This window comes from Streptomyces sp. NPDC048484 (assembly GCF_040651415.1).
Lineage (GTDB): Bacteria > Actinomycetota > Actinomycetes > Streptomycetales > Streptomycetaceae > Streptomyces.
This window is the reverse complement of sequence record NZ_JBEZJY010000010.1, coordinates 157,466-183,253: the sequence shown is the minus strand read 5'-3', so window position 1 is coordinate 183,253 and position 25,788 is coordinate 157,466. Positions and strand designations below refer to the sequence as shown.

The following is a 25,788-nucleotide window of genomic DNA, read 5'->3' as shown; positions in this document are numbered from 1 at the left end:
CGACTGACATCGCAATGCCGGTGGGCCAAGTGCCGGAACGCTTCCGCCGCACCCTAGTTGGGGCCCCGGCCGTCGTCAGCCAGATGGGGGATCGGTCACTCGATGGAATGGCTTTGGCTAGAGGTGGCTGACGAACGGGCCCAGGATCCTGCGTCGGATCCGGGGCCCGAAGGTGCCGTGTGTGGTGCTGTGAGTGGTGCCGTGTCCTGGGGGACATGAGTGGCGGCGCAGGTCGGCGCAGCCCGCAGCCCGCAGCCCGCAGCCCGCAGCCGAGGGTTACTTCCCGGCGTCTCCTGCGGCTTCCGCCACCTTCGCCGCGATGTCCGTACGGTACTGGGAGCCGTCGAGACGGATCCGGTTGACCGCCGCGTAGGCGCGGGTGCGGGCCTGGGTGAGATCCGTGCCGCTCGCGGTGACCGAGAGCACCCGGCCGCCCGCGCTGACGACCGCGTCGCCGTCACGCTTCGTACCGGCGTGCAGTACGTACGCGTGCGGGGCGTCCTGTGCGGCCACCTCGTCGAGGCCCTCGATGGGGTCGCCGGTACGGGGGGTGCCGGGGTAGTTGTGCGAGGCGATGACCACGGTGACGGCCGCGTCGTCGCTCCAGCGCAGCGGCTCCAGGTCGGCGAGGGTGCCGTTGGCCGCCGCGAGGAGAATGCCGGAGAGCGGGGTCTTCAGGCGGGCGAGGACGACCTGGGTCTCGGGGTCGCCGAAACGGGCGTTGAACTCGATGACCCGGACCCCGCGCGAGGTGATCGCGAGACCGGCGTAGAGCAGCCCGGAGAACGGGGTGCCGCGGCGGCGCATCTCGTCGACGGTCGGCTGCAGGACGGTCTGCCTGACCTCCTCGACCAGCTTCGGATCGGCCCACGGGAGCGGTGAGTACGCGCCCATGCCGCCGGTGTTCGGACCTTCGTCGCCGTCGAGGGCGCGCTTGAAGTCCTGGGCCGGCTGCAGCGGGACGACCGTCACGCCGTCGGTGATCGCGAAGAGGGAGACTTCGGGGCCGTCGAGGAACTCCTCGATGACCACACGGTCGCAGGCGTTGGCGTGGGCCGCCGCCGCGGTGAGGTCGCCGGTCACCACGACGCCCTTGCCTGCCGCGAGGCCGTCGTCCTTCACGACGTACGGGGTACCGAAAGCATCGAGCGCCTCGTCGACCTCGGCGGGGGTGGTGCAGACGTACGAGCGGGCGGTGGGTACGCCCGCGCTCGCCATGACGTCCTTGGCGAAGGCCTTGGAACCCTCCAGCTGGGCCGCCTCCTCCGAGGGGCCGAACACCGGAATGCCCTCCTCGCGTACGGCATCGGCGACCCCGGCCACGAGGGGCGCCTCCGGGCCGACGATCACCAGCCCGGCGCCGAGGTCCTTGGCCAGCGCTGCCACGGCCTTGCCGTGGAGGGCGTCGACCTGGTGCAGCTCGGCCACTTCGGCGATGCCCGCGTTGCCTGGGGCACAGTGCAGCGCGGTGACGTCGGGGTCGAGGGAGAGGGAGCGGCACAGGGCATGTTCGCGGGCACCGCTGCCGATTACTAGGACCTTCACGGGGTCAGCCTAGTGCCACGGCAGACAACGTCTGCCCGCTACGGAGCGGCGTGCGGGGCGGCGTGCGGGGCGTGCTCTCGGTGTGCCGACCATTCGAGGGCGGGGGAGCGTGCCGGGCGTCGCGACGGGGAGAACGCCGCGAGAACGCTGCCCACGGCGGGGCCCCTACTCGTTCGAGAACTCTTCCACCACCGTCGCTCCCAGCTCACGCACGATCAGCTCGTGCCCCGAAAGCGCCGACTCGTCGAGGTCGCGATCGTCGTCCGCCGGAACGTCGTCCTCCGGGGAGATGGGGGGCGGCTCCGGAGCGGAGGGGTGGGACGTGGAGTGGTGTGCCGACGCGGACGGGGAGCCGCCTCCGGACGTCGGCTGGGGCCGGGATCCCGAGGCGGCAGGCCTGGCAGCCGGAGCCGCCGGCTGCGGAGCGGGCCGAGGCGCGCCCTGACTCGCCGCATCCCCCGATGCACCCGATGCACCCGATGCACCCGATGCGTAACTTCCGCCACCACCACCGCCGCCGTACCCGGCTCCGGGCGCGGGCGGCGGTGCCGACCCCCCGGACGGATCGATGACCGCCTCGATCTTCCACTGCACGTTGAACAGCTCGGACAGCGCCTGCCGCAGCACTTCCTCGCTGCCGCTGCTCGCGAAGTTGTCCCGCGCGCCGACGTTGACGAAGCCGAGTTGGAGGGTCGTGCCGTCGAAGCCGGTGACCTGGGCGTTCTGACTGAGCAGGATCCAGGTGAAGCGGCGCCGGTTCTTCACCGCCTCCAGGATGTTCGGCCAGAGCATGCGGGGATCGGGCCCACCGCTCGGAGGAGCGGAGAGACCGGCGGGCGCCGCGGCGCCCTGGGGGCCGGGGGAAGAGGCAGGGGCCTGGGTGTACGACGCGGGCGACTGACCCGCGCCCGAACCGCCCGAACCGCCCGGGGCGGCTGCCGAGGACGCCCCGGACTCCTCGGAGTTTCCAGTCTTTCCGGACGAGGCTCGTCCGGCGCCCGCGGGTGCGGTGGTCGGCCAGCCGCCGGGCCGCCGGCCGCTGCCCGCAGCCGTGGCGGTGGGCCAGGCACCGGGCGCGTTACCGGCCGCTGGGGCCTGGGCGGGCGGCTGTTCCGCGGCGGGGGGCGGAGCGGAAGCGTCCGCCGCTGGGGCGGGAGTGTGCGCGACGGGAGCGGGAGGAGGCGTGTGCACGGCTGCCGCCGGGGCTTGGGCCTGGGCCGACCCAGACCCCGTATCGCCACCGGAAGCACCGGGCCCGCCGGGCCCCCCGGGACCACCAGATACGCCCGGCGCCCCTGCTGCGGTGCCTGGCGACCCTCCGCCACCCCGCACCGCGGCGCGAGCCGCGGCGGCCCCGCCCCCCGGCGGAACGGAGGGAGCCGGACCGTCGACGGGACCGCCGACCGGGCCACCGCCCTGTATCCCCGCCCCCGGCCCCGCATGCACATCGGGCCCGGGCACATACCCCACAGCCGGGCCGCCGGCACCCGCCCCCGCGCCAGCCCCCGTGAAGTTCACCCCGCGCTCGAGCCGGTCGAGCCGCGCCATGAGGGACCGCTCGTCCCCGTACGCCGTGGGCAGCAGCACACGCGCGCAGATCAGCTCAATCTGGAGGCGGGGTGAGGTCGTCCCTCTCATCTCCGTCAGCCCGGCGTTGACGAGGTCGGCGGCGCGGCTCAGCTCGGCAGCGCCGAACACCCCGGCCTGGGCCGTCATCCGCTCCACCACGTCGACGGGAGCGTCGATGAGCCCCTTCTCACCGGCGTCGGGTACGGCGGCCAGGATCACGAGGTCCCGCAGCCGCTCCAGCAGATCGGCGACGAAACGCCGGGGGTCGTTGCCGCCCTCGATGATCCGGTCGACGACCTCGAAGGCCGCGGCACCGTCGCCCGCGGCGAAGGCCTCGACCACGGAGTCGAGCAGTGATCCGTCCGTATACCCGAGGAGCGAGGTGGCCATGGCATACGTCACACCGTCGTCGCGGGCCCCCGCGAGGAGCTGGTCCATGACGGACATGGAGTCACGCACGGACCCGGCACCGGCCCGCACGACGAGCGGAAGCACCCCGTCCTCGATGGGCACGTTCTCGCGCCCGCAGACCTCGCCGAGGTATTCCCGCAGGGTCCCGGGCGGAACCAACCGGAACGGATAGTGATGCGTCCTCGACCGGATCGTCCCGATGACCTTCTCGGGCTCGGTGGTGGCGAAGATGAACTTGAGATGCTCCGGCGGCTCCTCGACGACCTTCAACAGCGCGTTGAAGCCCGCCGAGGTGACCATGTGGGCCTCGTCGATGATGTAGATCTTGTACCGGCTGCTCGCGGGCCCGAAGAACGCCTTCTCTCGCAGGTCACGGGCATCGTCCACACCACCGTGGGAGGCCGCGTCGATCTCGATGACGTCGATGGACCCGGGACCGTTCCTCGCCAGGTCCTGGCAGGACTGGCACTCCCCGCAGGGTGTGGGCGTCGGCCCCTGCTCGCAGTTCAGACAGCGTGCGAGGATCCGCGCGCTGGTCGTCTTCCCACAGCCGCGCGGCCCGCTGAACAGGTACGCGTGATTGACCCGGTTGTTCCGCAGCGCCTGCTGCAACGGGTCGGTGACATGTTCCTGCCCGATGACCTCGGCGAACGACTCCGGGCGGTAGCGGCGGTACAGCGCAAGGGACGACACACGTACGAGGTTATAGGCGGCCACTGACAACGAGCACCGCCCCGGCAAACGCAAGCGCCCCCCACGCACCCGCCAGAGCCAACCTACCCTTGCTGCCTTCCGGCCCTGGGGGAGTTCAGTCAGATAGCGCCACGTGAGGGGCTGCGCTCACAGTACCCGATCCGAGCGGGGGGAACGAGTTCGCGAGCACTCCTCAACGTCTTGTATTGTTTGCCGCGGAGGATTCGCCTAGTGGCCTAGGGCGCACGCTTGGAAAGCGTGTTGGGGGCAACTCCTCAGGGGTTCGAATCCCCTATCCTCCGCCAGTGCCTCACCGGGCACGATGTCGAAGGGCCCCACCGCAAGGTGGGGCCCTTCTTCGTGCGTGGTTGCAGTTTTGGTCGCGTTTATAATATCGATTTCGGGCATTTCGCCGAACGGTTGGGCCTCTCGCGCCACAACTGAGGCGGCCCGCAGGCCGCCAGCACCCGCCAGGGGGAACCTGTTCTCATGCGGCACCTCGGATCACGGGGTACGGCATCCTTGAACCAGGTCCCGGGGCTCCGGCCCCGCTACGAAGCTCCCTGGTCTGCTGAGGTGCACCCCGCATGAAGTCCCGATCAACGCTGGCGACATGGCTGGGCGGCCTCGACGGCTCTCGTCTGGCACGCGTGCTCGGGACGCGGAAGGACGCCGTGTCCCCTCCGGAGCCGCGCTCGGTGGGGGAGTTGGCAGACCGTCTTCAGCGCCCGGGATCGGTGGCACTGGTCCTGCCGCGGCTCGCGCTGTCGCACCTCCAGGTGGCCGAGGCGCTGGCGGCACTGGGGGCGCCCGCATCGCGCGATGCCCTTGCGGAGCTACTGGGAGCCGTGGACGACGCGACCACTCGCGAACTGGACGCCGTGCTGGAGGTGCTGGCCGATCACGCCCTGGTCTGGCCGGACGGCGCGGGGCAGCTCCGCATGGCCGGACCGCTGCGGCAGGCATGGGACGCACCCCTGGGGCTGGATGCTCCGCTGGAGGAACTACTCGCGGGCACGACCTCCGACGAGCTGCGCGGCATGCTGGCGGCACTGGGCGTCAAGCCACCGGGCACCAAGCCGCAGCGAGTGGCCGCACTGGTGGAACACCACAGCGACCCGGAGCAGATCGCCTCAGTGATCACCAAGGCACCTTCAGCGGCCCGGAAGCTGCTCGAACGCCGAGCGGCGGCTGCGCCGGGAGAGCCCCCGCAGCTCATCATGTTCGGGCATCCCGGCCCCGGCCTCGAACCGGCCACCCGATGGGCACTGGAACGGGGACTCCTGATCCAGGACCGTCACCGCTACGGCCCCGCCCGCATGCCCGCCGAGGTGGCGCTCGTGCTGCGTGGGCCCGGCTGGCACGCGCCGTTCGAACCCGTCCCGCCTTTCGCACAGCTGGTGTCCGTCACCCCGGCGGAGGTGGAGCGCGAGGCGTCAGCCGCGACCACGGCCTTCGTAGCCCATGCCGTCTCGGTCCTGTCGGTCTGCTCCGCAACCGCGCCTGCCCGGCTGAAGTCCGGCGGGATCGGCGCACGCGAACTGGCCCGGATCGGCAAGGCCGCCCACGCCGACGACGCCGTCGTACGCATCACCTTGGAGACCGCGTACGCCGCCGGGCTCCTGGGCCCGGACGGCGATCGCATGGCGCCCACCGAGGCGTACGACGCCTGGGCGGAACAGGAACCCCCGGAGCAGTTCGCCGTACTACTCCGGGCATGGCGGAACCTGCCGCTCACCCCCACCCAGGCGCGCGACGAGGACAACAAGGCGCTTCCCGCTCTCGCCGGAGCACCACCTTGCAACGGCTGCGTGCAAGCCCGCCACGGGCTGTTGGCCGCAGCCACACAGCTCCCGGCAGGGCAGGCTGCAAGGATCAGCTCGGATCTGGGGCCTCTGATCGCCTGGCACCGCCCGCTCGCCGACTCGTTGCCCCAGGACGGAGCGCCGTTCGCCGCCGTGATCCGTGAGGCCGAACTGCTCGGCGTACTCGCTCGCGGCACCCTCTCCCCCCTCGGCACCCACCTGTGGACCGACGACCTGCAGGGACTGAGTGCCGTGTGCCGACGGCTGCTGCCGTCGGCCACCGAAGCGGCCCGGATCGGCGCCGACTTGACCGCCGTCGTCACCGGCACACCGTCCGCACGACTGGCCGCGCTCCTGGACTCCGTCGCCGAACGGGAGACCAGCGGCACGGCATCAGTGTGGCGGTTCAGCGTCGGCAGCATCCGCCGGGCCCTGGACGCCGGCCGTACCCCCGACGACATCACAGCCGACCTGGCCGCTGTCGCCGCCGGGCCCCTGCCCCAGCCGCTGTCGTATCTGATCGCCGACACCGCACGCGGCCACGGGCGCGTGCGCATCGCTCCCGCCGCCTGCGTCCTCCACGGCGGCGAGCCCGCGCTCCTGGCCGAGCTCGCCGCCCACCGCAGGCTTGCCAAGCTCGGACTGCGGCAGCTGGCGCCGACGGTGCTCATCAGCCGCAGCCCGGTCGACACGACCCTCGCCGCGCTCCGGGCCGAGGGATACGCCCCTGTCGCCGAGACAGCCGAGGGCGCGGTACGCATCGAGAAGGCCCGGCCTCAGCGGGCCGCCGCTCCCGTTCCGACTCCACGCGGCACCAGCGCGCGGGACAGCGGCCGAATCGCTGCCACGCGCGCGAAGGCACCCGCCGCCGTGGACCCGAACACCTTGGCGACCCAGCTGCTGGCCGCCCCGCCCACGACTCCCGAACCCGCGCCGTTCGACGGAGGAGTGCCCTTCGCCACGGACACCGAGGAGATCGTCGCAGGGTGGGCGAAGCGCCTGCCGTACAACGACGTCCGCCAGCTCGCACATGCCATCGATGCTGGTCAGGCCATCACCGTCGAGTACGTCGCCACCTCGGGCAGCCGGACCGTGCGCACCCTCAGCCGCCTCATGCTCGACCCGCCCTACCTCGAAGCCTGGTGCCACCTGCGGGACGCCGAGCGCGTTTTCACCCTCTCCCGCATCCACAGCGTCGTGAGCGTCCTGCCCAAGTGAAAAAGAAGATGGTATCGGTAGAGATAGTATCTCCATAGAGACTATCGTCTACGGGAGTCTTACAGTGCGTCGCTTCATCGGGCGGGACCACGAGCTGAACGTGCTCGACAACGCCTTGCAGGCGGTTCGTGATGCCGTCGGGTCGGCGAAACCAGGCCAGTGCCTCCTCATGCGCGGACGGCGGCGGGTCGGCAAGTCCAGCCTCGTCGAGGAGTTCCTCCGGCGCACCGAGACGCCATGCCTCTTCTTCACCGCGGCGGGCGGCACGGCGGACGACGAGTTGACGGAGTTGCTCGACGCCGTCGCCAGGTCCACCCTCCCGGAGCGGGAACTGTTCTCGGACGAGTCCCCGCAGCAGTGGAATGCCGCATTCAGACTGCTTGCGGAGATCCTGCCCGACGACACCCCCAGCGTCGTCGTCATCGATGAGGTTCCGTATCTCATGGACCGTATCGACGCCTTCGAAGGCATGCTGCAGAGGGCGTGGGACCGCCTGCTCAGCCGCAAGCCGGTACTCCTCCTCCTGGTCGGATCCGACCTGTCGATGATGGAGGCGCTGAACAGCTACGACCGGCCCTTCCATCAGCGGGGCCGGGAAATGGTCGTGGGGCCGCTGAACCCGGCCGACATCGGCGAAATGCTCGGCCTGTCGCCGGCGGCCGCGTTCGACGCTGCCCTGATCACGGGTGGTCTCCCGCTGGTCTGCGCGCAGTGGCGGCCCGGAGCGGATATCTGGGAGTTCCTCGGCGACTCGCTGGACAACCCGATCTCGGCGCTGCTGGTGTCCGCCGAGCGTTCACTGGCCGCGGAGTTTCCACCGCAGGCGATGAGCAGGGAAGTCCTGCGGGCCATCGGAAGCGGGGAGCGAACCTTCACCAACATCGCGCGCGCCGCCGGCGGCATCGCGCACACCACTCTCACCCGAGCCACGGACGTCCTGACCGAGAAACGGGTGGTAGCAGCCGAACTGCCCCTCTCCCTACGGCCGTCGAAGGAACGCCGCTACCGGGTGGCCGACCCCTACCTGCGATTCTGGCTCGCGTTTCTGGATCCGCACATGGCGGAGATCGAGCGGATGCGCGGAGATCTCACGCTGAGCCGCATCAAGGAGCAGTGGACGAGCTGGCGGGGCCGCGCGATCGAGCCCCTGGTCCGAGAATCCCTCGCCCGCCTCCTGCCGGACGAGTTCCTGCCCGCCACCCCCGCCATCGGTGGGTACTGGACCCGCAGCAACGACATCGAAATCGACTTGGTGGGTGCGGACCGGCAGCCCGTGGCCAAGCAGTTGCTCTTCCTCGGCTCGGTCAAGTGGCTGGAGAACTCCGCCTTCGACAGCCGCGACCTGGCCGCACTGCAGAAGCACCGGGCGGCGATCACCGACGAGCCGGTTCCGCTCGTGGCGGTCTCCCGCAACGAGATCAGCTGCTCCGGGCTTCAGGCCGCCTACGGCCCCGAGGAACTGCTCAGTTCCTGGCGCAGGGTGTGAGCAGGTCAGGTCAGTCAGGTCAGGTCAGGTCAGGTCAGCGGGCGATCTTCACCTGTCGGGTCTCCGACACCTGGTCGATGTCCGACGTGCGGATCGTGACCTTCATCGTCCAGGTACCGGCGAGGGGCAGGTTGAGGGACCGGGTCCCCCAGTAGCCGCCCTGGTCGGTGAGCCCGGCGTTGATGGGGCCGATCTTCTGGGACCGGAGCGTGAAGGAGAGCCGGATCTCGGGAACGGTGGCGATGCCTCCGTCGGGGCCGATGACGACCGCCTCGACCGTGTTCTCGCCGACGCGGCCCGGCTCCAGGATGATCTGGATCTTGCCGCGGTTGCCCGGAGTACCGACGTCGAAGGGGATCAAGATCGTGGACGCGGTCGGACCGCCCGCGGCGGTCGCGGTGGACCCGGCTGCCGCCGTCTCGAGTTCGGCGCGGCCGGGCTGCGTGCCTGTCAGCACCGTCGTGATGACCAGCACCACCACGCCCACGACGACTTCGGCGAGGACCGAACGGCGCAGGGACCGGTGTCGAGCGCCGGCCTCTGCCTCGGATGCCGGTCCCGAAATCTCCGACCGTGGCTCCGCCGGCAGCTCCGACGACGGCTCCGACGACGGCTCCGACAGCGAAACGGTCGTTGCACCAGGGGGCGAACTGGACGTTGCACCGTACGTTGAACCGGACGTGGAGTCGGGTTCGGGTAGTGCGGCGGGCGTCGCATCCGCGCCGCCGGGTTCCAGCCCGCGCTCGGAGGTGGTCGGTGTCGAGACCCCGTCGGCCGCCGACACCCCGGCCATCTCCAGCACGAGCACCTTCGACGGCTGTGCCACGTCCGTCAGCCGGGCCGTCCAGCGGCGTGAGAACCCCGCCGCGGCCAGCAACAGCACCACCGCGCACACCTTCGTGACCAGGATCCGGCCGTACAAGGTGCCGAACACCGCGTCCCACGAACCGAGCCCCCGCCAGGACTGGTAGACGCCGGTCAGCACCAGGACCGTGACCGAGGTGAAAGCGAGACGCGAGAAGCGGTTCACGGAGGCGGCTGAGAGCGGGACCTCCGACCGGTGGAGCGTGGTGAGCAGGGCGCCGAGACCACCCAGCCAGACCGCCATCGCCAGCAGATGCAGTACGGAGGAGGTCATCGCCATGGGGACCTGGATGCCCGCGGACGCGTGCTCGGCGACGGCCCAGGTGCCCGCCAGGGCGACGGCCAGGAACCCGCCGACCACGAGAACTGCCGGCTTCGGATCCGGAGACCACCGCAGTCCGGCCTCCGTCCGTACGAGGAAGACCGCCGCCCCCGCCAGCAGCGCCAACCGGGCGAGCAGCGCCCAACCGGGCCTGCTCGTCAGCGTGTTCTCGACCAGGGCCGGGTCGAGGAGGGTCGACGGGCCGGTGCCGCCTTCGTACGGGCCACGCAGGAAGACGAGGGCGACCGTGGTGACGAGGAGGGTCCACCAGCCGGCGCGTACGAGGCCGCGCAACGGTTGGGTGCTGGGCGGGCGGCAGGCGAGGACGAAGACGGCCACGCCGATGAGCAGGGCGACGGCGGCGTACGCGGCGTAGCGGGCGATGTCGTAGAGAGCGCCCGAGGCGGGATCCACGGCCGGCTCGGCGGAGATGGGGGCCGCTGTCTCGGAGGGCTCTCCGATGGAGAAGGTGAAGGCACCGGCGATGGGGTGGCTGTCCGCCGAGACCACCCGCCAGGCGACCGTGAACGTACCCTCGGGAAGATCGTCGCTGAGCCGTACGCGGACCGTGTCGGAGCGGCCCCGGACGTGCTCCGTGTCGCCCGCGTTCACCCGGCGGTTCTCAGGACTGAGGACGCGCAGCGAATCGTCGGTGATGCCGACCGACTCGGTGAAGGTCATGGTGACCTCTCGCGGCGCGGACTGGAGCACGGCCCCCTCACGGGGGTCGGTGTCCCGCACGGCCGAGTGGGCCGACACGGAGGTCGCGCCGCCCAGCAGGAACAGCGTGCCCAGCAGGGCGACGAGGACCGCAGCCCGGCGTGGCGCCGACACCCGAGGCACGTTCAGTACCCGTAGTACACGTAGTACCCCCACTACCCGCACTACCCAAAGCGTCCGTGGCACCCGAAGCGCCTGTAGTACCCGAAGCACCTGGTGTGTACGGCGCACTAGGCCCACGTCGCCTCTCCCTGCTTCTCGTACTCGTCGTACTCGTCGCGCCTGCCCTGCTCGTCGCGCTTGTCGTGCTTGTCGTACTCGTTCTGCTTCTCGTCTGAGGGAGTACGGATGTACGCGGCACGTTGTTCAACACGGCCCGCCTCCGCCCGGCTCACCGTCCCGCTCCGCTCCGTCGCGTCCCGTCGCGTCCCGTCGCGTCCCGCCGTCACCATGTCGGCCGCGCCGAGACCCCTCCGTCCACGACCAGGTCGTGCCCGGTGATCCAGGAGGCCATCGGCGAGGCGAGGAACACACAGGCGTCGGCCACGTCCTCCGGGCGCCCCAGCCTCCCGGTGGGAACCGCCTGTTGCCAGCGGCGTACGCCCTCCGGCCACGCCTGCGTGAGCCCTTCGCGGTCGATCAGCCCCGGAGAGACGGTGTTCACGCGGATTCCGTGGGGACCGTACTCCAGGGCCGCCGAGCGCGCGTGCATCACGACGGCCGCCTTCGACGCGGCGTAGTGCGCGTGGTGAGGGGCGGGGTGCATGGCCTCGATGGAGGCGATGTGGGTGATGCTGCGCAGACGCCCACCGGGTTCGCTCCTCAGCTCGGCGGCGGCCTGGGTGCACGCGAAGACGCTCGACACGTTGGCGTCGACCACGGCCCGCCACTCCGCCACCGTCATGCCGGGCAGCTCCTGGACCGGTTGTACGCCCGCGTTGTTGACCAGCGCTGTCAACACCCCGTCTCCCCAGTCCGCGGCCTCGCGCACCACCCGGCGGCACTCGGCCTCCACGGTCAGGTCGGCCCGCAGAGCCACCGCGCGTCCGCCCGAGTCCGCGATGAGAGCGACGACTTCACCCGCCGCCTCAGTGTTCGTACGGAAGTGGACGGCCACGGCTGCCCCCGCCGCCGCGAACCTCAGCGCGATCCCCCGCCCGATACCGCCCCCGGCACCGGTGACCAGCGCCACCTGACCGTCGAGCAGCCCGTTGCGCGGACCGAACTCGCCGGTCACGGCCGACTCAGCGCGGCGATCCGCGCTGCCTCCGCCGGGTGGTGGGCGGCTAGTTCGGCCCCGTCCCCGTGCTCGTACCCCTCGTAGGTGAAGCCGGGCGCCATCGTGCACCCGAAGAACGACCAGGCTCCGTCCGGGGCGACGCGCGCGCCCATCCAGGTACGCGCGGGCACGGTGAACTGAACGTGCTGGCCACCGAGGACGTCCGGGCCGAGCAGGACCGTACGGGACGTGCCGTCGGGGGAGAGGAGCAACAACTCCAGGGGGTCCCCCAGATAGAAGTGCCAGGTCTCGTCGGCCGGGAGGCGATGCAGGGCGGAGAAGTCGCCGGGCCGCGAAGTCAGGAGAGCCACGATCGCGGACCCCTCGGGCCGGCCGTCGAGCCGTTCGGGGCCCGCCCAGGTACGGCGGAAGAGGCCGCCCTCTTTGGGAATGGGTTCCAGTCGGTAGTGAGCGACAAGGGCTTCGGGAGTGATGTCATTGACCACCCACCGACCATGCCAAACATTCAGGGGATCCATCCGGTTCAGTCGCCCTCGCGCTGCCCGACAGGGTTGCGAGCGACTGGGCGCGGGCTTCACCAACCCGGCCGCTGACGGCGCACTCCGGCAAGGAACCGGTCCTGCCGAAGCAGCGGGTCAACGCGCTGGGGTACTGACAAGAGGTGCCGGCGAAGAGTGCTGGCGAGGAGTGCTGGCGAGCGGCCTGAATCCGCACGCGCGATGATCGGAACATGGACGTCACCCTTCACCTGTCCCAGCAGCCCGAGGCCGACGAACTCCTCGGGCGCAGCCCGCTCGCCGCGCTCGTCGGCATGCTGCTCGACCAGCAGGTACCGATGGAGTGGGCGTTCGCGGGCCCGTACACGATCGCGCGACGGCTCGGCAGGGATGATCTCGACGCGCACGAGATCGCGGCGTACGAGCCGGAGGCGTTCGCGGCCCTGCTGTCTTCGAAACCGGCCGTGCACCGCTATCCGGGTTCGATGGCCAAGCGGATCCAACAGCTGTGCCAGTACCTCGTGGAGCACTACGACGGGGACGCGGCGAAGGTCTGGGAGGGCGCGGAGACCGGCGCGGAAACGGGCGCGGAGCTCCTGCGCCGGCTGAAGGAGCTGCCCGGATTCGGCGCCCAGAAGGCCCAGATCTTCCTCGCCCTGCTGGGCAAACAGCTGGGCGTACGCCCGAAGGGCTGGCGCGAGGCCGCGGGTTCGTACGGTGAGGCCAAGTCCTTCCGCTCGGTCGCGGACATCACGGGGCCGGAGTCGCTGACGAAGGTGCGGGCGCACAAGCAGGAGATGAAGGCGGCGGCGAAAGCGGCGAAGGCCTCGGCCTCCGGCACCTGAACCCGCGCGCCGGAACGCGACCTGCGACCGAGCCGCCTCGTATACCCCGGACGCCCCGGACACCCACCCCGGACGCCCCGCACAGCTCGGATATCCCTCGGGCCGGACGCCCCGGACACCCCCGCTCTACGCCAATCGAGCGGTTCTTGTGGTCCGGCCGATGCGCCGGGCAGCCCGACCGGGGACATGACCTTTCGTGAGCCCCGACCGGTTCGTCCCGCGTACTCCACGCCAGCCCGCCCGGCAGTGGGCCTGGCAGCGGGGTCGGCAGCGCTGGCTCGTGGCACTCGCCGCGATGCTGTGCGCGGTGTGCGCGATGTGCGCGGCGGGTTCCGTGGGCGGACACGCCGGAGCGGCTCGAACGGCTCCGCCTGCCGCCGTCTCCACCGAGTCAGGCATCGAACACCAGTACGACATTCTGGATTCCGCTCTCCGCCCCCCTGCCCGCCAGGGCCACCGCCCCCTCGCACCCCTGCGTCCCGCACACCGGCTCACCCCCGAGCGTCGACGCCTGCGGGTCCGCGCCCTCCCCCCGCTCCGCCCCGCCCCCTCTCCGCACGCCCAGCGCTGCGTGGTCCTCCGCTGCTGAGGAGACCGGCTCCGACCGGACCGCTCCCCCTCCCCAGCAGCACGAGAGGACCCCCCATGCCGAAGGACCCGTACGCGATCCTGCGCGCCCTGGTACGCGCCGAAGCCCTCCGTAACTCCCCGAAGCCACCCCGGGCCACCCTTCCGAGCACGCCGAAGCCGGCGCCGGAGCAGCAGGCCCCGCCCGGGGATCACGAACGCGGTTGAATCGACCGGCCCGAGCGGGCCGACCGAGCGACCGAGCCGACCGGCTCGATCCGGCTCGATCCGGCTCGATCGGCGGGGCGGGAGCGGGGGCGGTCATTCCGAGGGCGGTCACCGCACCACGCCCCGCAGCAGGCTTCACGCCGGGCGCACGCGGTGACCCCTCGGACCTTGCCCTGCCGCTCCCGACTCTGCCGAACATGCCCCCCGGTCCGCCGCCGCTCGTTCGTAGGGTGGATATATCGAAAGCTAAGAAGACGCCGTCCCCTTTCGAGCGAATCAGCCGGGCGGCCTCTGTAATGGAGACCGGGCCCGGCTGTGGCCGCGGAAAGGCCGCCAAGCCCTCCAGCGAGGAAGGAGGGGAAGTAGGGGAAGTAGGGGAGCACCGCATAGCCTCGGGCGTCTTCGTCGGCGGCGCTTCACTGTCTGTAGTCCAAGGCCCCTGTCCCCGGTTCGCCCGAGCCCGTCCCGGGCCCGTTTCTTAACTGATCATGAACGGGTGATCCGGGAGAATTACCGGTTTGCCCATATTTACGACGGCATTTCCAGGGCCGCACTCCGCCGCCATGGCTGCGCCCGGAAGCTCTTGGCCGGTAGGCTTTCCGTGTGATCTTCAAGCGCATCGGAAACGGACGGCCGTACCCCGACCACGGCCGGGAAAGCACCCGGCAGTGGGCGGATGTCGCGCCGCGCCCGGTCCGCCTCGATCAGCTGGTGACGACCAAGGGCCAGCTCGATCTGGAAACTCTGCTCGCCGAGGACTCCACGTTCTACGGCGACCTCTTCGCGCACGTCGTGAAATGGCAGGGCGACCTGTACCTGGAGGACGGACTGCACCGCGCCGTCCGCGCCGCGCTCCAGCAGCGCCAGGTGCTCCACGCCCGCGTCCTCGAACTGGACTGAGTTTCTCTCTACCCCTCGGGTCACGCCTGCCTGCCTGCACGCCGGTACCCGGCACCCCCCTGGGCCCGAGTCCGAGTCCGGTCCAGCTTGCCCGGGCGCCGACGCCCGCACCCACACCGAGAGCCCTCCGACTCCTGCGCGGGCCGGCGCATTCGAGGGTCTACCCATGCCCGGGTTCGCCCTTTTGGGTAGGACCGTACGCCGGTCGATGATCATCTAGTAGGCATCGTGGCCTCGGCGCACTACGCTGCGCACATGAGCATGCTCACTCCCCCAGGCATGGGCGGCCAGTACCGGATCACGGGGGACAAGTACCCACGGATGCGCAGAAACCGGGGGCACCGCCGGATCGTGCTCGCGGTCGTCGCCTCCGTCGCCGCGCTCGGCCTCGTCGGCTGGGGAACCCTGCAGCTCATCGACGTCTTCACGGGCGGCGGCGACAAGGCAACGGCGGCCGGTTCGGCGGCGGGCTGCAAGACGTCCCCCTCGCCTTCCGAGAGCCCGGTCAAGGCCGCCGTGCCGAAGCCTGGCCAGATCACCGTGAACGTCCTCAACGCCACGTCCCGCGCCGGGCTGGCCAAGGACACCGCGGACGCGCTGAAGAAACGCGGCTTCAAGATCGGCAAGGTGGGCAACGCCACCAAGACGTACGACAAGAAGGTCGAAGGGCCCGGCATGGCGCTCGGCGCGAAGGCGGCCACCGACGCCGCCCTTCCCGTCCTCGCGGCCCAGCTCGCCGGCGCCGAGACGAAGACCGACACCCGGGCGAAGCCCGCGGAGGTCGACCTGATCCTCGGCAAGGCCTACAAGACCCTGGCACCGGAAAAGGACGCCGACAGGGTCCTGACCAACCTGGCCAGGGCCACACCGACGCCCTCGGCGACGAAGAAGGGCTGCTAGGGCGCTGCTGGGGCATGTTTCTGGCCGCAGGAAACGGGGAGCCCGCGCGGGCCATGCGGGCCACCGCACCATGCAGGCCACCGGGCTACCCGGTCCGCCGACCCACCCGGCCCGGCTACTCGGCCAGTCCGTCTACTTGGCCAGTCCGTCTGTTCAACCGGGCCCTCTGATCGGCTGGTCTCCTATTCAGCCGCGCCATACATACGGTCTCCCGCGTCGCCCAGGCCCGGGACGATGTAGCCGTGCTCGTTCAGCCGCTCGTCGACCGACGCGGTCACGACCGTGACCGGGGCGCCCGCGAGCTCGCGCTCCATGACCTCGACGCCCTCGGGGGCAGCAAGGAGGACCACGGCCGTCACATCGTCGGCGCCGCGCTTGATCAGTTCCTGGATCGCCGCGACGAGCGTGCCGCCGGTGGCGAGCATCGGGTCCAGGACGTACACCTGGCGCGCGGAGAGGTCCTCCGGCATGCGGGTCGCGTACGTGGATGCCTGAAGGGTCTCCTCGTCTCGGATCATGCCCAGGAAGCCCACCTCGGCGGTCGGCAGGAGGCGCACCATGCCGTCGAGCATGCCGAGGCCGGCCCGCAGGATCGGTACGACGAGGGGCCGCGGGTGGGACAGCTTGACGCCCGTGGTGCCGGACACCGGAGTCTCGATGTCGACCTGCTCCGTGCGCACGTCCCGCGTGGCCTCGTAGGCGAGCAGGGTGACCAGCTCGTCGGCGAGCCGACGGAAGGTCGGGGAGTCGGTGCGGCGGTCGCGCAGCGTGGTGAGCTTATGAGCGACCAGCGGGTGGTCGACGACGTGGAGACGCATGTCGTCAAGGGTATCCGGGCCTGTCCAGCCCGCCCGTCGCCGTTCACCGGCCCTCACCGCCCCTCACCGCCCCGCAACTCCTCCGGCCCTCCAGCCCTCCAGCCCTACAGCCGCCCAGCCCTGGTTTCGAGCACACTTCGCCGCTGCCCTCCGCAAACCTCCGCTGGCATCAAACCGCCCGTCGGAGGGAAAGTGGGAGAAACCGACTGGGGGTGTTGCCGATGCCGGACCCGGAACGACGAAACCCGGAAGACCTGGAGAGCGACGCCCAGCGCCGCAAGCGCCGGGCCCAGTTCCTGCGGGAACTCACAGAGGCACGCGAGCTGCGCGACAGGGTGCAGCCACGGCGGGCGAAGACGGCCAGGCTGCGCCGCGCCATGCGCATGCGGACGTTCCGCTGGTAGCCGTTCGGTAGCAGTTGGCAGTCGTCTGGCAGTTGGCAGCCGTCCGTCCGCCGTTACCGACAGTTACCGCCCTCGCTACCGCCCTTGAGATGCCACCTACGGGCTCGCCACGGGCCTGTCCGTAGGGGCACCGCGCCGCGACCCGCCGGGCAGCCCTCGGGCGGACGCGCGCGAAGCGGAGGCCCTGGCGGCGTACGATCCCGCTGTCGGTGGGCGCCGGGCGCCCAGGTGAGGCCATGCGGCGGCGTGACGCACGCGCCACGCGACCGGGCGTGACGACGCGGCCGGGACACAGCGAGCCGAAGACCTCTCCTGAACGCTCTGTTTCTGCCACGATTCCGAGTGGGCGGGACTCGGAGCACGCACTCCCCGCCCACAACCTCCGCCGGGGGGGATCCCCAACCGGCACGCCTAGGACCAGTGGGAGAGTCACGGTGTACTTCGCCGCACTGCTCGCGCGCACCGAAGACGGGTGGGAAGCGAGCGACACAGAGCTCGACGATGTGGAGACCCTGTCGGATCTGAGCGACCTGGCCCGCGAAGCCTCGGTCGACGACGACACGGTTCTCGTCTACATCGAGCAGGAGGACGCGTGGTTCGGAGTCGTCCGCGTGGACGGCGAGGAGGACCCTCGTATCTACGTCTCGGACGCCGCGGCCGCTGCCCGTAGTTCGTACGGCGAGATCCTGCTCACCGACGAACTACTCGGAAGGGATCCCGGCGACGACAACGTCGCCGACCTGGACTCCCTCGATCTCGACGGCACGGAGGACGGTGAGCCCGAAAACGAGACCGACGCCGACGCCGACGCTGATGGAGAAGACGACGTCGGCATCATCGCCAAGGGTGAGATCGTGCCACCCGGGCCCATCGGAGACCGCGAGGTCCTCGCCGATTTCGGCGTGAACGAGAAGGAGTTGCTGGCCCTGGACAGCACCGACGCACTCGGCGAGATCGCCGAGGTTCTCGGGGCGGCGGAGGTCCTGGAGACCGTCCGCTGACTCCCTTGAACGCATCGGAGGAACAGGACCCCGTTCGCGACCGGTGGCGGGCCGCGATGCGGCTCGCCCTGGACGAGGCCGCACTGGCGGGGCGGGGCAAGGACGTCCCCGTCGGTGCCGTCGTGCTGTCTCGTGACGGCACGACGGTGCTCGCCACCGGGCACAACGAGCGTGAGGCGGCCGGCGACCCGACCGCCCATGCCGAGATACTTGCGATTCGCCGGGCCGCCGCGAGGACCGGGGAGTGGCGGCTCACCGGCTGCACACTCGTCGTCACCCTCGAACCCTGCACGATGTGCGCCGGAGCGATCGTCCAGTCCCGCGTGGACCGGGTCGTCTACGGCGCCCGCGACGAGAAGGCGGGCGCGGCCGGCTCCCTCTGGGACGTCGTACGCGACCGCCGGCTCAACCACCGGCCGGAAGTGATCGCCGGCGTGCTCGACGAGGAGTGCGGCCGGCTGCTCACCGAGTTCTTTCGCGGCCGCTGAACCCCTGCACGCCGCTCCCTGCCACGCTGCGCCACGCCCGGACCGACGGCCGAATACGGATTTCCGAGCACGGCCCATCGTGGGCTAGGATCTCTCTCGGTAGCGTGTCCGAGCGGCCGAAGGAGCTCGCCTCGAAAGCGAGTGTGGCGCAAGTCACCGAGGGTTCAAATCCCTCCGCTACCGCTCTCACACCCTCCTGACCAGCGGAAACGCAATCAGGGGGGTGTTTTGCGTGCGGCACGTACTGCACGACCGTGCTGCACCGGAAGACGGCAAGAGCGCAACTGGCCCGCGCGTCGGCCACGTTGCGCCTTCCCACGGAAGGCTCTCCCCTGCGGTCCCTCCGAGACGATGTCCCACAGTCGACTTCGTCGTCGGCGATCAGGTCCGCCATCACGATGAGCCCGCTCAGATGCGGCTGTGCCACCCACGAGGAACCTGGCTGGACAGAAGTCGTACTCCTGGTGGGGTAATGCGGATATGGCTACCGAGGATGCACCTCCGGACGAGACCACCGTCAAGAAGTCCGTCACCATCCCCAGGTCGCTCGCCCGCGAGGTCGAAGCCCGCACAGGCGCCCGGGGTTTCTCCCGCTTCGTCTCCGACGCCGTGGAACACGCCCTCGCCCTGACCAAGACCAGGGAGATCGTCGAGGCGTACGAGGACGAGCACGGCTCCTTCACTCCCGAGGAGATCGAGGAAGCCCGCCGGACATGGCACGGCGAGTAGCCCCGGCGTTCGCCGACTGGGCTCCTGGTATCGCTGCGAGCGTTGGGAAACATCTGCGGACCTGGGCCCAAGCAGCTGGTCCTGCAGTCCGAGCCGCGTCACGTGCGCCCTCAACTGATGGACAGGACGGCCTGCTCTGAAGATGAGCCTCGGACACCGGACTGGAGCCTCCGGCAGACTGCGAGTCGACTACGCAGGCGGCACGTGCGGCGCGCGGCGGGCCGCGCACTCAACCTGGACGAGTGCTGCGCCACACGAATCTGACAGCACTGCTAGCATTGTAAGCGAGGCGAGGGAGGCAATGTGGCGACTCTGACAATCCGGGGACTGGACGACGCGACCCATGCGCGACTGCGCGTGCAGGCCGCCCGGCACGGCAGGTCGATGGAGGCTGAGGTGCGTGCGATTCTCGGCGAGCAGCTGGCGTCCGACAATTCCTCCCGTCCGCTGGGATCTCGCATCCGCGAGCGATTCTCCGGACTCGGCGGAGCCGAGTTGGAGCCGCCGGCTCGGCAGGATGCGCCGCGCTCGGCGGTCTTCGAATGATCATCCTCGACATCAATGTCCTGTCGGAGCTGATGAAGCCTGTTCCGGAGCAGCAGGTCGTCGACTGGCTCGACAGCCTTGTACCCGATGAGGTCATGACGACTGCGGTGACTGCTGCGGAGCTGTGGTACGGGGTACGCCGGTTGCCAGACGGCAAGCGCAAGTCGGAGCTTGCCGAAGGCATTGATGCGATGTTGTTCGAGGATCTCGGCGGACGCATCGAGGTGTTCGACGCGGCTGCGGCCACCCGGTACGCGGACATCGTGCTGGCCCGAGAGAGGCTCGGCCGGCCGATCGCCGCCGCTGACGCACAGATCGCGGCGATCTGCGCCAGACGCAAGGCGACGCTGGCAACCAGGAACGTCAAGGACTTCGAGGGCACCGGTGTCACGCTCGTGAATCCTTGGGACGACGCCGCAGCCCCGCGCGGCTGACGGCGTCGCATGCAACGCCATACAGGATCATCATCGCGGCATTTCGAAGGCTGGACCTCCGATCGGGTGACCTGACAGGGCGTCCGCCAACACGCACAGCGCGGTGCCCAGTTCCATTGAGTGCATCCGGTGAGGCCGGGCTGCTCACTAAGACCATAGAGCGCGGCTTCATCTCGGGATGGGCAGGCGGACATCGGGCGCATGGCGCAGCTCGTCCGCCAGTGCGCAAGCCCGCCACTGGGCGGTACGGACGCGTGCGTCATCGCCGTCGCGCAGCACGTGGAGACCACGAAGTCAGTCACACACCGTGGCCATCCATCAGGATGGATCCACACCCGGCAAAGTAGTGCGGAGGAGCCTCCAGCGGCGTCAAGGGCGCGGAGCCAACGGCCACTCCACACCCCGGATCGACCACCCGAGCGAGCAGGCGAACACTGCTGGCCGCGCCCCTCTTCACGGTGCGGCACGTGCCGCACGGGAACCGTCAGAGGCGGATCGAGCAGGATTCAGCAGGATGGAAACAGGGTGGTATGCCCCACTCTCAAGAAAAACCGCAGGTGAGACGGGTTACGTAAGCGGGTTCAAATCCCTCCGATACCGCTCTCACACCCTCCTGACCAGTGGAAACACGGTCAGGAGGGTGTTTTGCGTGCGGTACGTTTTGCGTGCGGTACGTGCCACGCGGCCGTGCCGCACCGAAAGACTGCAGGTGGAGCACAACTGGCCCGCGAGCCAGCCCCGCTGCGCCTTCCCTCGGAGCGATCAGCCACCTGCGGTCCCTCCGAGGCGATACGCCACAGTCGGCCTCGCCGCCGACGATCAAGCCTGCCGTCACGATCAGCCCCGGGCGTGACGTGCCGCCTCCCCGGCCCACGCCCCGAATCAACCCTCGTCGTGAGACGGGGTCCTTCGTACGTCCCGGCCCTCGACCATTCCGGCACCTTTCCGGCACCTTCTCGACACTTTCGCGGCGCTTTCTCGGCACTTCCCAGCACTTTTGAAAGATCGTCAGATCAACTGCTCGGGGTTACACTCACCGCCGACGACAGGGGCCCCAACAGGCACAGCGGGCACAGCGGGCGCAGCGGGCACAGACCACAGACACAGGGGGAGGCCGCGATGGCGGTGAATTCGAAGAAGATCGCCGTCTACGTACTCGTGGTCTTCGCGCTGTACGTGATCATCACCGACCCCGCCAAGGCGGCGGACTACGTCCAGATAGGCTTCGAGGGCATCTCGAACGCTGCTCAGTCCGTCGGTGACTTCATGACGTGGATCGCCGACGGGGCCAAGGACTAGCCCGGCGGCCGGCCCTGTGTAAGCCAAGGGCCGAGCGGTCGCCGTCGTTTTTGTGTCCTCGTTCTCCCTGGGAGTGCTCGTGATCCGCCACCTGGTCCTCTTCAAGCTCAACGAAGGTGTCGAGCGGGAAGACCCGCGTGTCGTCGAGGGCGTCGCCGCCTTCCGCGCACTCGGCGGGCAGATCCCCGAACTGAAGTTCTGGGAGTGCGACTGGAACATCACCGACCGCCCCATCGCGTACGACTTCGCGATCAACTCGGCGGTCGAGGACACGGACGCACTCAGGCGGTACATCGAACACCCGACCCACCAGACAGGCGTTGCGATGTGGCGTGAGTTCGCCACGTGGGTGATCGCCGACTACGAGTTCTGAGCCGCGCAGGACTGCGGCCGCCCAGCCGCGCTCCGCGCACAGCACCGGTATCCACTCCCGTACCCGTACCCGTACCGGCGGCACCGACCCCTCGCCCGAACGGCGGGGGGCTCTTTCATGCGCGGTTCATGCCCCGGCTCATGCCCCAGTTCGCACTCCGGGTCGCGCCCCGGGTCGCACCTCGGTTCCGCCTCGCCCTCAACACGAAGTTATGAGGTGCTTGCACACAGTGCACATGTCTTGTGATGCTATGACCGCTTTTGATCGATGAGTTGACGCATGTGTCTGACGGACGTCGTTCGGACTTGTGTTTTCACGGGTTTGACGGACCCAGAGGTGGAGTTGACCGTGCCGGCCAGTACCGCGCCTCAAGCACCTCCCCAAGCACGTCCCCAAGCACCCCCCGCGCAGAAGCCGCAGGCCCACGAACGGCTCGACGAACCTGGCGACCCCCAGGAGCCGAGTCCGCAGCGCCGCCGCGGGGCCGACACCCGGGCCCTCACCCAGGTCCTCTTCGGTGAGCTCAAGAACCTGGAGCCCGGCACCCCCGAGCACGGCCGGGTGCGGGCCGCGTTGATCGAGGCGAACCTCCCGCTGGTCCGGTACGCCGCCGCCCGCTTCCGGTCGCGCAACGAGCCCATGGAGGACGTCGTCCAGGTCGGGACCATCGGACTGATCAACGCCATCGACCGATTCGACCCCGACCGGGGCGTACAGTTCCCGACCTTCGCGATGCCCACCGTGGTCGGCGAGATCAAGCGGTACTTCCGCGACAACGTCCGCACGGTCCACGTACCGCGCCGGCTGCACGAGCTGTGGGTACAGGTGAACAGCGCCACCGAGGACCTCACGACGGCCTTCGGGCGTACGCCCACGACCGGTGAGGTCGCCGAACGGCTGCGCATCACCGAGGACGAGGTCCTGGCCTGCATCGAGGCCGGCCGCTCGTACCACGCGACCTCCCTGGAGGCCGCCCAGGAGGGCGAAGGGCTGCCGGGCCTCCTCGACCGGCTCGGCTACGAGGACCCCGCACTGGACGGTGTGGAGCACCGGGACCTCGTACGGCACCTTCTCGTCCAGCTCCCCGAGCGGGAGCAGCGCATCCTTCTGCTGCGCTACTACAGCAATCTGACGCAGTCCCAGATCAGTGCGGAGCTGGGTGTCTCGCAGATGCATGTGTCAAGGCTGCTCGCCCGAAGTTTCGCCCGGCTGCGATCCGCAAACAGGATCGAGGCGTAACTCTCGGGGGCGAATCACCCCCGAGAACCTTTCCCGACAGTTCTACGTCGAAAAAGCGTCAGACCCCCTTTTTCCAGGGCCTATTCACCCTTCTTGTGTCGACATGTCACTACAGCGTGTTGCCGACATGTGACATTCTTCCGGTGACGCGTTTGCCGCAGCCCTGCCTCCGGTATTCAGGTGGAGGCTGCGTTCCTTCGACGGGAGCGTCCGCCGCGACCGTCCGCGACCCAAAGGGGGTGGCATGTCCGCAGACCAGGGCAGCTCGAAGGTGCTCACGCTCACGAAGAGCGAACCCGCACCCGACGTGCTTCAAAGTGTCGTTGTCGAGGTACCGGCCATCCCAGCCGCCGAAGCCCCGGCCTTCCCCCCGACCCCGGAAGTGATCGACACCCGCACTCTGTCCCGCTCCCTGTTCCTGCGGCTCGCCGCACTCGATGAGAACAGCCCCGAGCGCGCCTATGTACGGGACACCCTCATCGAACTCAACCTCCCGCTGGTGCGTTACGCCGCCGCCCGCTTCCGGTCGCGCAACGAACCCATGGAGGACATCGTCCAGGTCGGCACGATCGGCCTGATCAAGGCGATCGACCGCTTCGACTGCGAACGAGGCGTGGAGTTCCCGACGTTCGCGATGCCGACCGTCGTGGGTGAGATCAAGCGGTTCTTCCGGGACACGTCGTGGTCGGTGCGGGTGCCGCGCCGGCTCCAGGAGCTGCGGCTCGCGCTGACCAAAGCCAGCGACGAGCTCTCCCAGAAGCTGGACCGCTCGCCGACCGTCGCCGAACTCGCCAAGGTGCTCGGCGTGTCCGAGGAGGACGTGGTCGACGGGCTGGCGGTGGGCAACGCCTATACGGCGTCGTCCCTCGACTCGCCGGCTCCCGAGGACGACGGCGGCGAGGGCTCCCTCGCGGACCGCCTCGGCTACGAGGACACGGCCCTGGAGGGCGTCGAGTACCGCGAGTCCCTCAAGCCCCTGCTCGCCAAACTCCCGCCCCGCGAGCGGCGGATCATCATGCTCCGCTTCTTCGCCAACATGACGCAGTCGCAGATCGGCGAGGAGGTCGGCATCTCGCAGATGCACGTCTCCCGGCTGCTCACGCGGACGCTGTCCCAACTGCGGGAAGGGCTCATCTCCGACTGATCCGCCGTACGGGCCCTGGTACTTGACGGCCTGACGGGCGGTCAGTCGCGTCGGCGCGATACGCCGACGGGTGGTGCAGCAGTCGATACGTGGTCGCCGGGGTGCCCTTGGGGGTGCTTCGGCGACTGCCTTCTGTCTCCTGCCTTGCGCCTTCTGTCTTGCGCCTTCTGCCTTGCGCCTTCTGCCTTGCGCCTTCTGCCTGGAAGCGGCACTCGCCGCCTGCGGCAGCGGAGGCGGCGCGCGCTATCGACTGGGCGACCGTCGAGGCGACCGAACCGCTGCCCACACCGATCGCGCCGATCGCTCCGGACAGCCGAGAAAGAAGCGGCCGGGAGAAGCGGCCGGGAGAAGACCTGGACGGTGCGCGTCGACGCGATGGGGCCCCGCGCGGCCTCGTCCGAGCGCAGCCGCGCATGGAGAGGGCGCCTCTCGGCATGCGCGTCGAGACGCGGGACGCAGGACGTGTCCGTCAGGTGGGAGCAGGGCGCCCGGTGGAGCCCCCGCCTACTTGAGCTACTTGAGTGCGAGCCAGGCGACCACGGCGACGACCGCGATGGCCACGATCACGCCGACGATCAGACCGACGCGGGGACCGCGGGGGGCTGCCTGCTGCTGGCGACTCTGCGGGTCGTCGACGAACGCTCGGAACATCTGGGTGCTACCCGCGGGGTCGTTGTTGCCCTCGGGGCCCTGGGTGTTTGCCATGCGCGTGACCCTATCGGGTGCGTTCGGCGGTCCCAAGTTTCGGGTGCCGTCTTCCGGTGACGCGTGCCCTTTTCCTGCCGACAGGCGGCCGTGGAGTCGTCGGTACCCACAGAAGCGCTTCCCACCTGCGGGTTTACGTTCGCCAATACTTGCCTTTGCCAAGGTTTTAGCCCACAGGTCCCCATTTCGTTTGCCTGCAGCAACCAACAGTATTTATGGTTGCCTGAAGCAACAAAAGAAGGATGAGGGAGGTGCGATGGCCGCTCGACGGCAGTACGAGGAGCTGGCCCAGCAGCTCAGCGCCATCGGCGCTGTGAAGCGGGGTCTGGGCCGGGTCCTCCCGCCCGAGTGCCCGGCGGGGTCCGCCGCGGTGCTCACGCTGCTCGACCGGAACGGCGAGATGCGGATGAGCCGGCTCGCCGAGCTGCTCGCGATCGACATGTCGGTGACGAGCCGGCACGTGGCGCACGTCGCCGAGCGCGGCTGGATCGACCGGTCCCCCGACCCGGCCGACAAGCGGTCCCGCATCCTGCGGCTCACCCCCGCCGGACGGGACATGCTCGCCGACCTCTCCGAGCGCTATATGAACGCGCTCGCCCACTGCCTGGCGGACTGGTCCGACGACGAGGTCGACCAGCTCAACGCCCTGCTCGGACGACTGCGCGCCGGCTTCGGCGACTGCCGGCCCGTACCCACCGCGCACGGGCCCACCGCGCACGAGGCCACCGCGCCCGTACCCACCGCGCACGAGCTGAACGCCGAGCGGACCACCCGTACACCTGTATGACGCACCACAAG

General features: G+C 69.8%; 26 protein-coding genes, 2 tRNA genes and 1 other RNA gene. 20 read left to right on the top strand and 9 right to left on the bottom strand.

The features are described 5' to 3' along the window. Positions 1-276: 276 nt before the first annotated feature. The 3 genes from purD to ffs all read right to left on the bottom strand — a co-directional run bounded on the left by purD (position 277) and on the right by ffs (position 4,364). Positions 277-1,545, bottom strand: a complete 1,269-nt coding sequence (purD, locus tag AB0D14_RS13000) for a phosphoribosylamine--glycine ligase (RefSeq protein ID WP_362777756.1) — start codon at positions 1,543-1,545, stop codon at positions 277-279. A 165-nt stretch (positions 1,546-1,710) separates the two neighbouring features. Continuing rightward, positions 1,711-4,218 carry a DNA polymerase III subunit gamma and tau gene (locus tag AB0D14_RS12995; RefSeq protein ID WP_362777753.1) on the bottom strand — a complete coding sequence of 836 codons (2,508 nt, stop codon included), beginning with the start codon at positions 4,216-4,218 and terminating at the stop codon, positions 1,711-1,713. A 47-nt stretch (positions 4,219-4,265) separates the two neighbouring features. Continuing rightward, positions 4,266-4,364, bottom strand: an RNA gene (gene ffs, locus AB0D14_RS12990) — signal recognition particle sRNA small type. A 71-nt stretch (positions 4,365-4,435) separates the two neighbouring features. On the opposite strand from ffs, the gene AB0D14_RS12985 reads away from it, so the two are divergent. The 3 genes from AB0D14_RS12985 (at position 4,436) to AB0D14_RS12975 (ending at position 8,727) form a co-directional block, all read left to right on the top strand. Next, positions 4,436-4,523: transfer RNA gene (locus AB0D14_RS12985), tRNA-Ser, on the top strand. A gap of 282 nt (positions 4,524-4,805) precedes the next feature. Next, entirely contained in the window at positions 4,806-7,241 is a 2,436-nt protein-coding gene (locus AB0D14_RS12980) for a helicase C-terminal domain-containing protein (RefSeq protein ID WP_362777750.1), read from the top strand. Between the two features lie 64 nt (positions 7,242-7,305). Next, positions 7,306-8,727, top strand: coding sequence for a DUF234 domain-containing protein (locus AB0D14_RS12975; protein ID WP_362777747.1), 1,422 nt, complete (start codon positions 7,306-7,308; stop codon positions 8,725-8,727). 34 nt (positions 8,728-8,761) lie between these two features. Here the strand turns inward: AB0D14_RS12975 and AB0D14_RS12970 are convergent, their stop codons facing one another. From AB0D14_RS12970 to AB0D14_RS12955, 4 genes are all read right to left on the bottom strand, one after another. Next, the gene (locus tag AB0D14_RS12970) at positions 8,762-10,747 is read right to left on the bottom strand and encodes a copper resistance protein CopC (protein ID WP_362777745.1); all 1,986 of its coding nucleotides are present in this window, start codon (positions 10,745-10,747) and stop codon (positions 8,762-8,764) included. A gap of 116 nt (positions 10,748-10,863) precedes the next feature. Then, a complete protein-coding gene (locus AB0D14_RS12965) occupies positions 10,864-11,028 on the bottom strand; it encodes a hypothetical protein (protein WP_362777743.1) in 165 nt (54 codons plus the stop codon). 50 nt (positions 11,029-11,078) lie between these two features. Next, positions 11,079-11,870, bottom strand: coding sequence for an SDR family oxidoreductase (locus AB0D14_RS12960; RefSeq protein WP_362777741.1), 792 nt, complete (start codon positions 11,868-11,870; stop codon positions 11,079-11,081). Further along, on the bottom strand, positions 11,867-12,346 hold the full coding sequence (locus AB0D14_RS12955; RefSeq protein ID WP_362777866.1) for a cupin domain-containing protein: 480 nt from the start codon (positions 12,344-12,346) through the stop codon (positions 11,867-11,869). The genes AB0D14_RS12960 and AB0D14_RS12955 overlap by 4 nt, the downstream gene beginning before the upstream one ends. A 257-nt stretch (positions 12,347-12,603) precedes the next feature. Here AB0D14_RS12955 and AB0D14_RS12950 point away from each other — a divergent pair, with 257 nt between their 5' ends. The 5 genes from AB0D14_RS12950 (at position 12,604) to AB0D14_RS12930 (ending at position 15,810) form a co-directional block, all read left to right on the top strand. Next, positions 12,604-13,215: an HhH-GPD-type base excision DNA repair protein gene (locus tag AB0D14_RS12950; protein ID WP_362777738.1), complete on the top strand. Its 612-nt coding sequence runs from the start codon at positions 12,604-12,606 to the stop codon at positions 13,213-13,215. 196 nt (positions 13,216-13,411) lie between these two features. Further along, positions 13,412-13,804: a hypothetical protein gene (locus AB0D14_RS12945; protein ID WP_362777737.1), complete on the top strand. Its 393-nt coding sequence runs from the start codon at positions 13,412-13,414 to the stop codon at positions 13,802-13,804. 56 nt (positions 13,805-13,860) lie between these two features. Further along, positions 13,861-14,010: a hypothetical protein gene (locus AB0D14_RS12940; RefSeq protein ID WP_362777735.1), complete on the top strand. Its 150-nt coding sequence runs from the start codon at positions 13,861-13,863 to the stop codon at positions 14,008-14,010. A 603-nt stretch (positions 14,011-14,613) separates the two neighbouring features. Next, entirely contained in the window at positions 14,614-14,910 is a 297-nt protein-coding gene (locus AB0D14_RS12935; RefSeq protein WP_003999914.1) for a type II toxin-antitoxin system VapB family antitoxin, read from the top strand. A gap of 255 nt (positions 14,911-15,165) precedes the next feature. Then, entirely contained in the window at positions 15,166-15,810 is a 645-nt protein-coding gene (locus AB0D14_RS12930; RefSeq protein WP_362777734.1) for a LytR C-terminal domain-containing protein, read from the top strand. Between the two features lie 182 nt (positions 15,811-15,992). Here AB0D14_RS12930 and upp read toward each other — a convergent pair whose 3' ends face one another. Then, complete coding sequence (gene upp, locus AB0D14_RS12925) at positions 15,993-16,628, bottom strand: uracil phosphoribosyltransferase (protein WP_362777732.1); 636 nt, start codon at positions 16,626-16,628, stop codon at positions 15,993-15,995. A 221-nt stretch (positions 16,629-16,849) separates the two neighbouring features. Between upp and AB0D14_RS12920 the strand changes: the two genes are divergently transcribed. The 11 genes from AB0D14_RS12920 (at position 16,850) to AB0D14_RS12870 (ending at position 24,285) form a co-directional block, all read left to right on the top strand. After that, positions 16,850-17,032: a hypothetical protein gene (locus tag AB0D14_RS12920; protein ID WP_362777730.1), complete on the top strand. Its 183-nt coding sequence runs from the start codon at positions 16,850-16,852 to the stop codon at positions 17,030-17,032. A gap of 434 nt (positions 17,033-17,466) precedes the next feature. Next, positions 17,467-18,033, top strand: coding sequence for a hypothetical protein (locus AB0D14_RS12915; RefSeq protein WP_362777729.1), 567 nt, complete (start codon positions 17,467-17,469; stop codon positions 18,031-18,033). A 56-nt stretch (positions 18,034-18,089) separates the two neighbouring features. Beyond that, on the top strand, positions 18,090-18,521 hold the full coding sequence (gene tadA, locus AB0D14_RS12910; RefSeq protein WP_362777864.1) for a tRNA adenosine(34) deaminase TadA: 432 nt from the start codon (positions 18,090-18,092) through the stop codon (positions 18,519-18,521). 98 nt (positions 18,522-18,619) lie between these two features. After that, positions 18,620-18,704: transfer RNA gene (locus tag AB0D14_RS12905), tRNA-Ser, on the top strand. A 297-nt stretch (positions 18,705-19,001) separates the two neighbouring features. Further along, positions 19,002-19,250, top strand: a complete 249-nt coding sequence (locus AB0D14_RS12900; protein WP_362777727.1) for a hypothetical protein — start codon at positions 19,002-19,004, stop codon at positions 19,248-19,250. Positions 19,251-19,553: 303 nt separating this feature from the next. Next, a complete protein-coding gene (locus AB0D14_RS12895) occupies positions 19,554-19,796 on the top strand; it encodes a plasmid stabilization protein (RefSeq protein WP_362777725.1) in 243 nt (80 codons plus the stop codon). Continuing rightward, positions 19,793-20,230: a type II toxin-antitoxin system VapC family toxin gene (locus tag AB0D14_RS12890; RefSeq protein ID WP_362777722.1), complete on the top strand. Its 438-nt coding sequence runs from the start codon at positions 19,793-19,795 to the stop codon at positions 20,228-20,230. Before AB0D14_RS12895 ends, AB0D14_RS12890 begins: the two co-directional genes overlap by 4 nt. A 1,119-nt stretch (positions 20,231-21,349) precedes the next feature. Continuing rightward, positions 21,350-21,529: a hypothetical protein gene (locus tag AB0D14_RS12885; protein ID WP_362777719.1), complete on the top strand. Its 180-nt coding sequence runs from the start codon at positions 21,350-21,352 to the stop codon at positions 21,527-21,529. 79 nt (positions 21,530-21,608) lie between these two features. Further along, complete coding sequence (locus AB0D14_RS12880) at positions 21,609-21,902, top strand: Dabb family protein (protein ID WP_362777861.1); 294 nt, start codon at positions 21,609-21,611, stop codon at positions 21,900-21,902. 348 nt (positions 21,903-22,250) lie between these two features. Further along, positions 22,251-23,141 (top strand): RNA polymerase sigma factor SigF, encoded by an 891-nt coding sequence (locus AB0D14_RS12875; RefSeq protein ID WP_362777716.1) that lies wholly within the window; start codon positions 22,251-22,253, stop codon positions 23,139-23,141. Between the two features lie 244 nt (positions 23,142-23,385). Beyond that, on the top strand, positions 23,386-24,285 hold the full coding sequence (locus tag AB0D14_RS12870) for an RNA polymerase sigma factor SigF (RefSeq protein ID WP_362777715.1): 900 nt from the start codon (positions 23,386-23,388) through the stop codon (positions 24,283-24,285). Between the two features lie 513 nt (positions 24,286-24,798). On the opposite strand, the gene AB0D14_RS12865 is transcribed toward AB0D14_RS12870, so the two are convergent. After that, the gene (locus AB0D14_RS12865; protein WP_362777712.1) at positions 24,799-24,990 is read right to left on the bottom strand and encodes a hypothetical protein; all 192 of its coding nucleotides are present in this window, start codon (positions 24,988-24,990) and stop codon (positions 24,799-24,801) included. A 256-nt stretch (positions 24,991-25,246) separates the two neighbouring features. Here AB0D14_RS12865 and AB0D14_RS12860 point away from each other — a divergent pair, with 256 nt between their 5' ends. Continuing rightward, positions 25,247-25,777 carry a MarR family winged helix-turn-helix transcriptional regulator gene (locus AB0D14_RS12860; RefSeq protein ID WP_362777710.1) on the top strand — a complete coding sequence of 177 codons (531 nt, stop codon included), beginning with the start codon at positions 25,247-25,249 and terminating at the stop codon, positions 25,775-25,777. The last annotated feature ends 11 nt before the right edge of the window (positions 25,778-25,788 follow it).

What these genes read in the sequence shown, in the direction of transcription:
- upp (WP_362777732.1), bottom strand. Translation starts at nt 16,628, where the DNA reads ATGCGTCTCCACGTCGTCGACCACCCGCTGGTCGCTCATAAGCTCACC.
- AB0D14_RS12950 (WP_362777738.1), top strand. Translation starts at nt 12,604, where the DNA reads ATGGACGTCACCCTTCACCTGTCCCAGCAGCCCGAGGCCGACGAACTC.
- AB0D14_RS12940 (WP_362777735.1), top strand. Translation starts at nt 13,861, where the DNA reads ATGCCGAAGGACCCGTACGCGATCCTGCGCGCCCTGGTACGCGCCGAA.
- AB0D14_RS12865 (WP_362777712.1), bottom strand. Translation starts at nt 24,990, where the DNA reads ATGGCAAACACCCAGGGCCCCGAGGGCAACAACGACCCCGCGGGTAGC.
- AB0D14_RS12885 (WP_362777719.1), top strand. Translation starts at nt 21,350, where the DNA reads ATGGCGGTGAATTCGAAGAAGATCGCCGTCTACGTACTCGTGGTCTTC.
- AB0D14_RS12920 (WP_362777730.1), top strand. Translation starts at nt 16,850, where the DNA reads ATGCCGGACCCGGAACGACGAAACCCGGAAGACCTGGAGAGCGACGCC.
- AB0D14_RS12870 (WP_362777715.1), top strand. Translation starts at nt 23,386, where the DNA reads ATGTCCGCAGACCAGGGCAGCTCGAAGGTGCTCACGCTCACGAAGAGC.
- AB0D14_RS12890 (WP_362777722.1), top strand. Translation starts at nt 19,793, where the DNA reads ATGATCATCCTCGACATCAATGTCCTGTCGGAGCTGATGAAGCCTGTT.
- AB0D14_RS12980 (WP_362777750.1), top strand. Translation starts at nt 4,806, where the DNA reads ATGAAGTCCCGATCAACGCTGGCGACATGGCTGGGCGGCCTCGACGGC.
- tadA (WP_362777864.1), top strand. Translation starts at nt 18,090, where the DNA reads ATGCGGCTCGCCCTGGACGAGGCCGCACTGGCGGGGCGGGGCAAGGAC.
- AB0D14_RS12900 (WP_362777727.1), top strand. Translation starts at nt 19,002, where the DNA reads ATGGCTACCGAGGATGCACCTCCGGACGAGACCACCGTCAAGAAGTCC.
- AB0D14_RS12860 (WP_362777710.1), top strand. Translation starts at nt 25,247, where the DNA reads ATGGCCGCTCGACGGCAGTACGAGGAGCTGGCCCAGCAGCTCAGCGCC.
- AB0D14_RS12930 (WP_362777734.1), top strand. Translation starts at nt 15,166, where the DNA reads ATGAGCATGCTCACTCCCCCAGGCATGGGCGGCCAGTACCGGATCACG.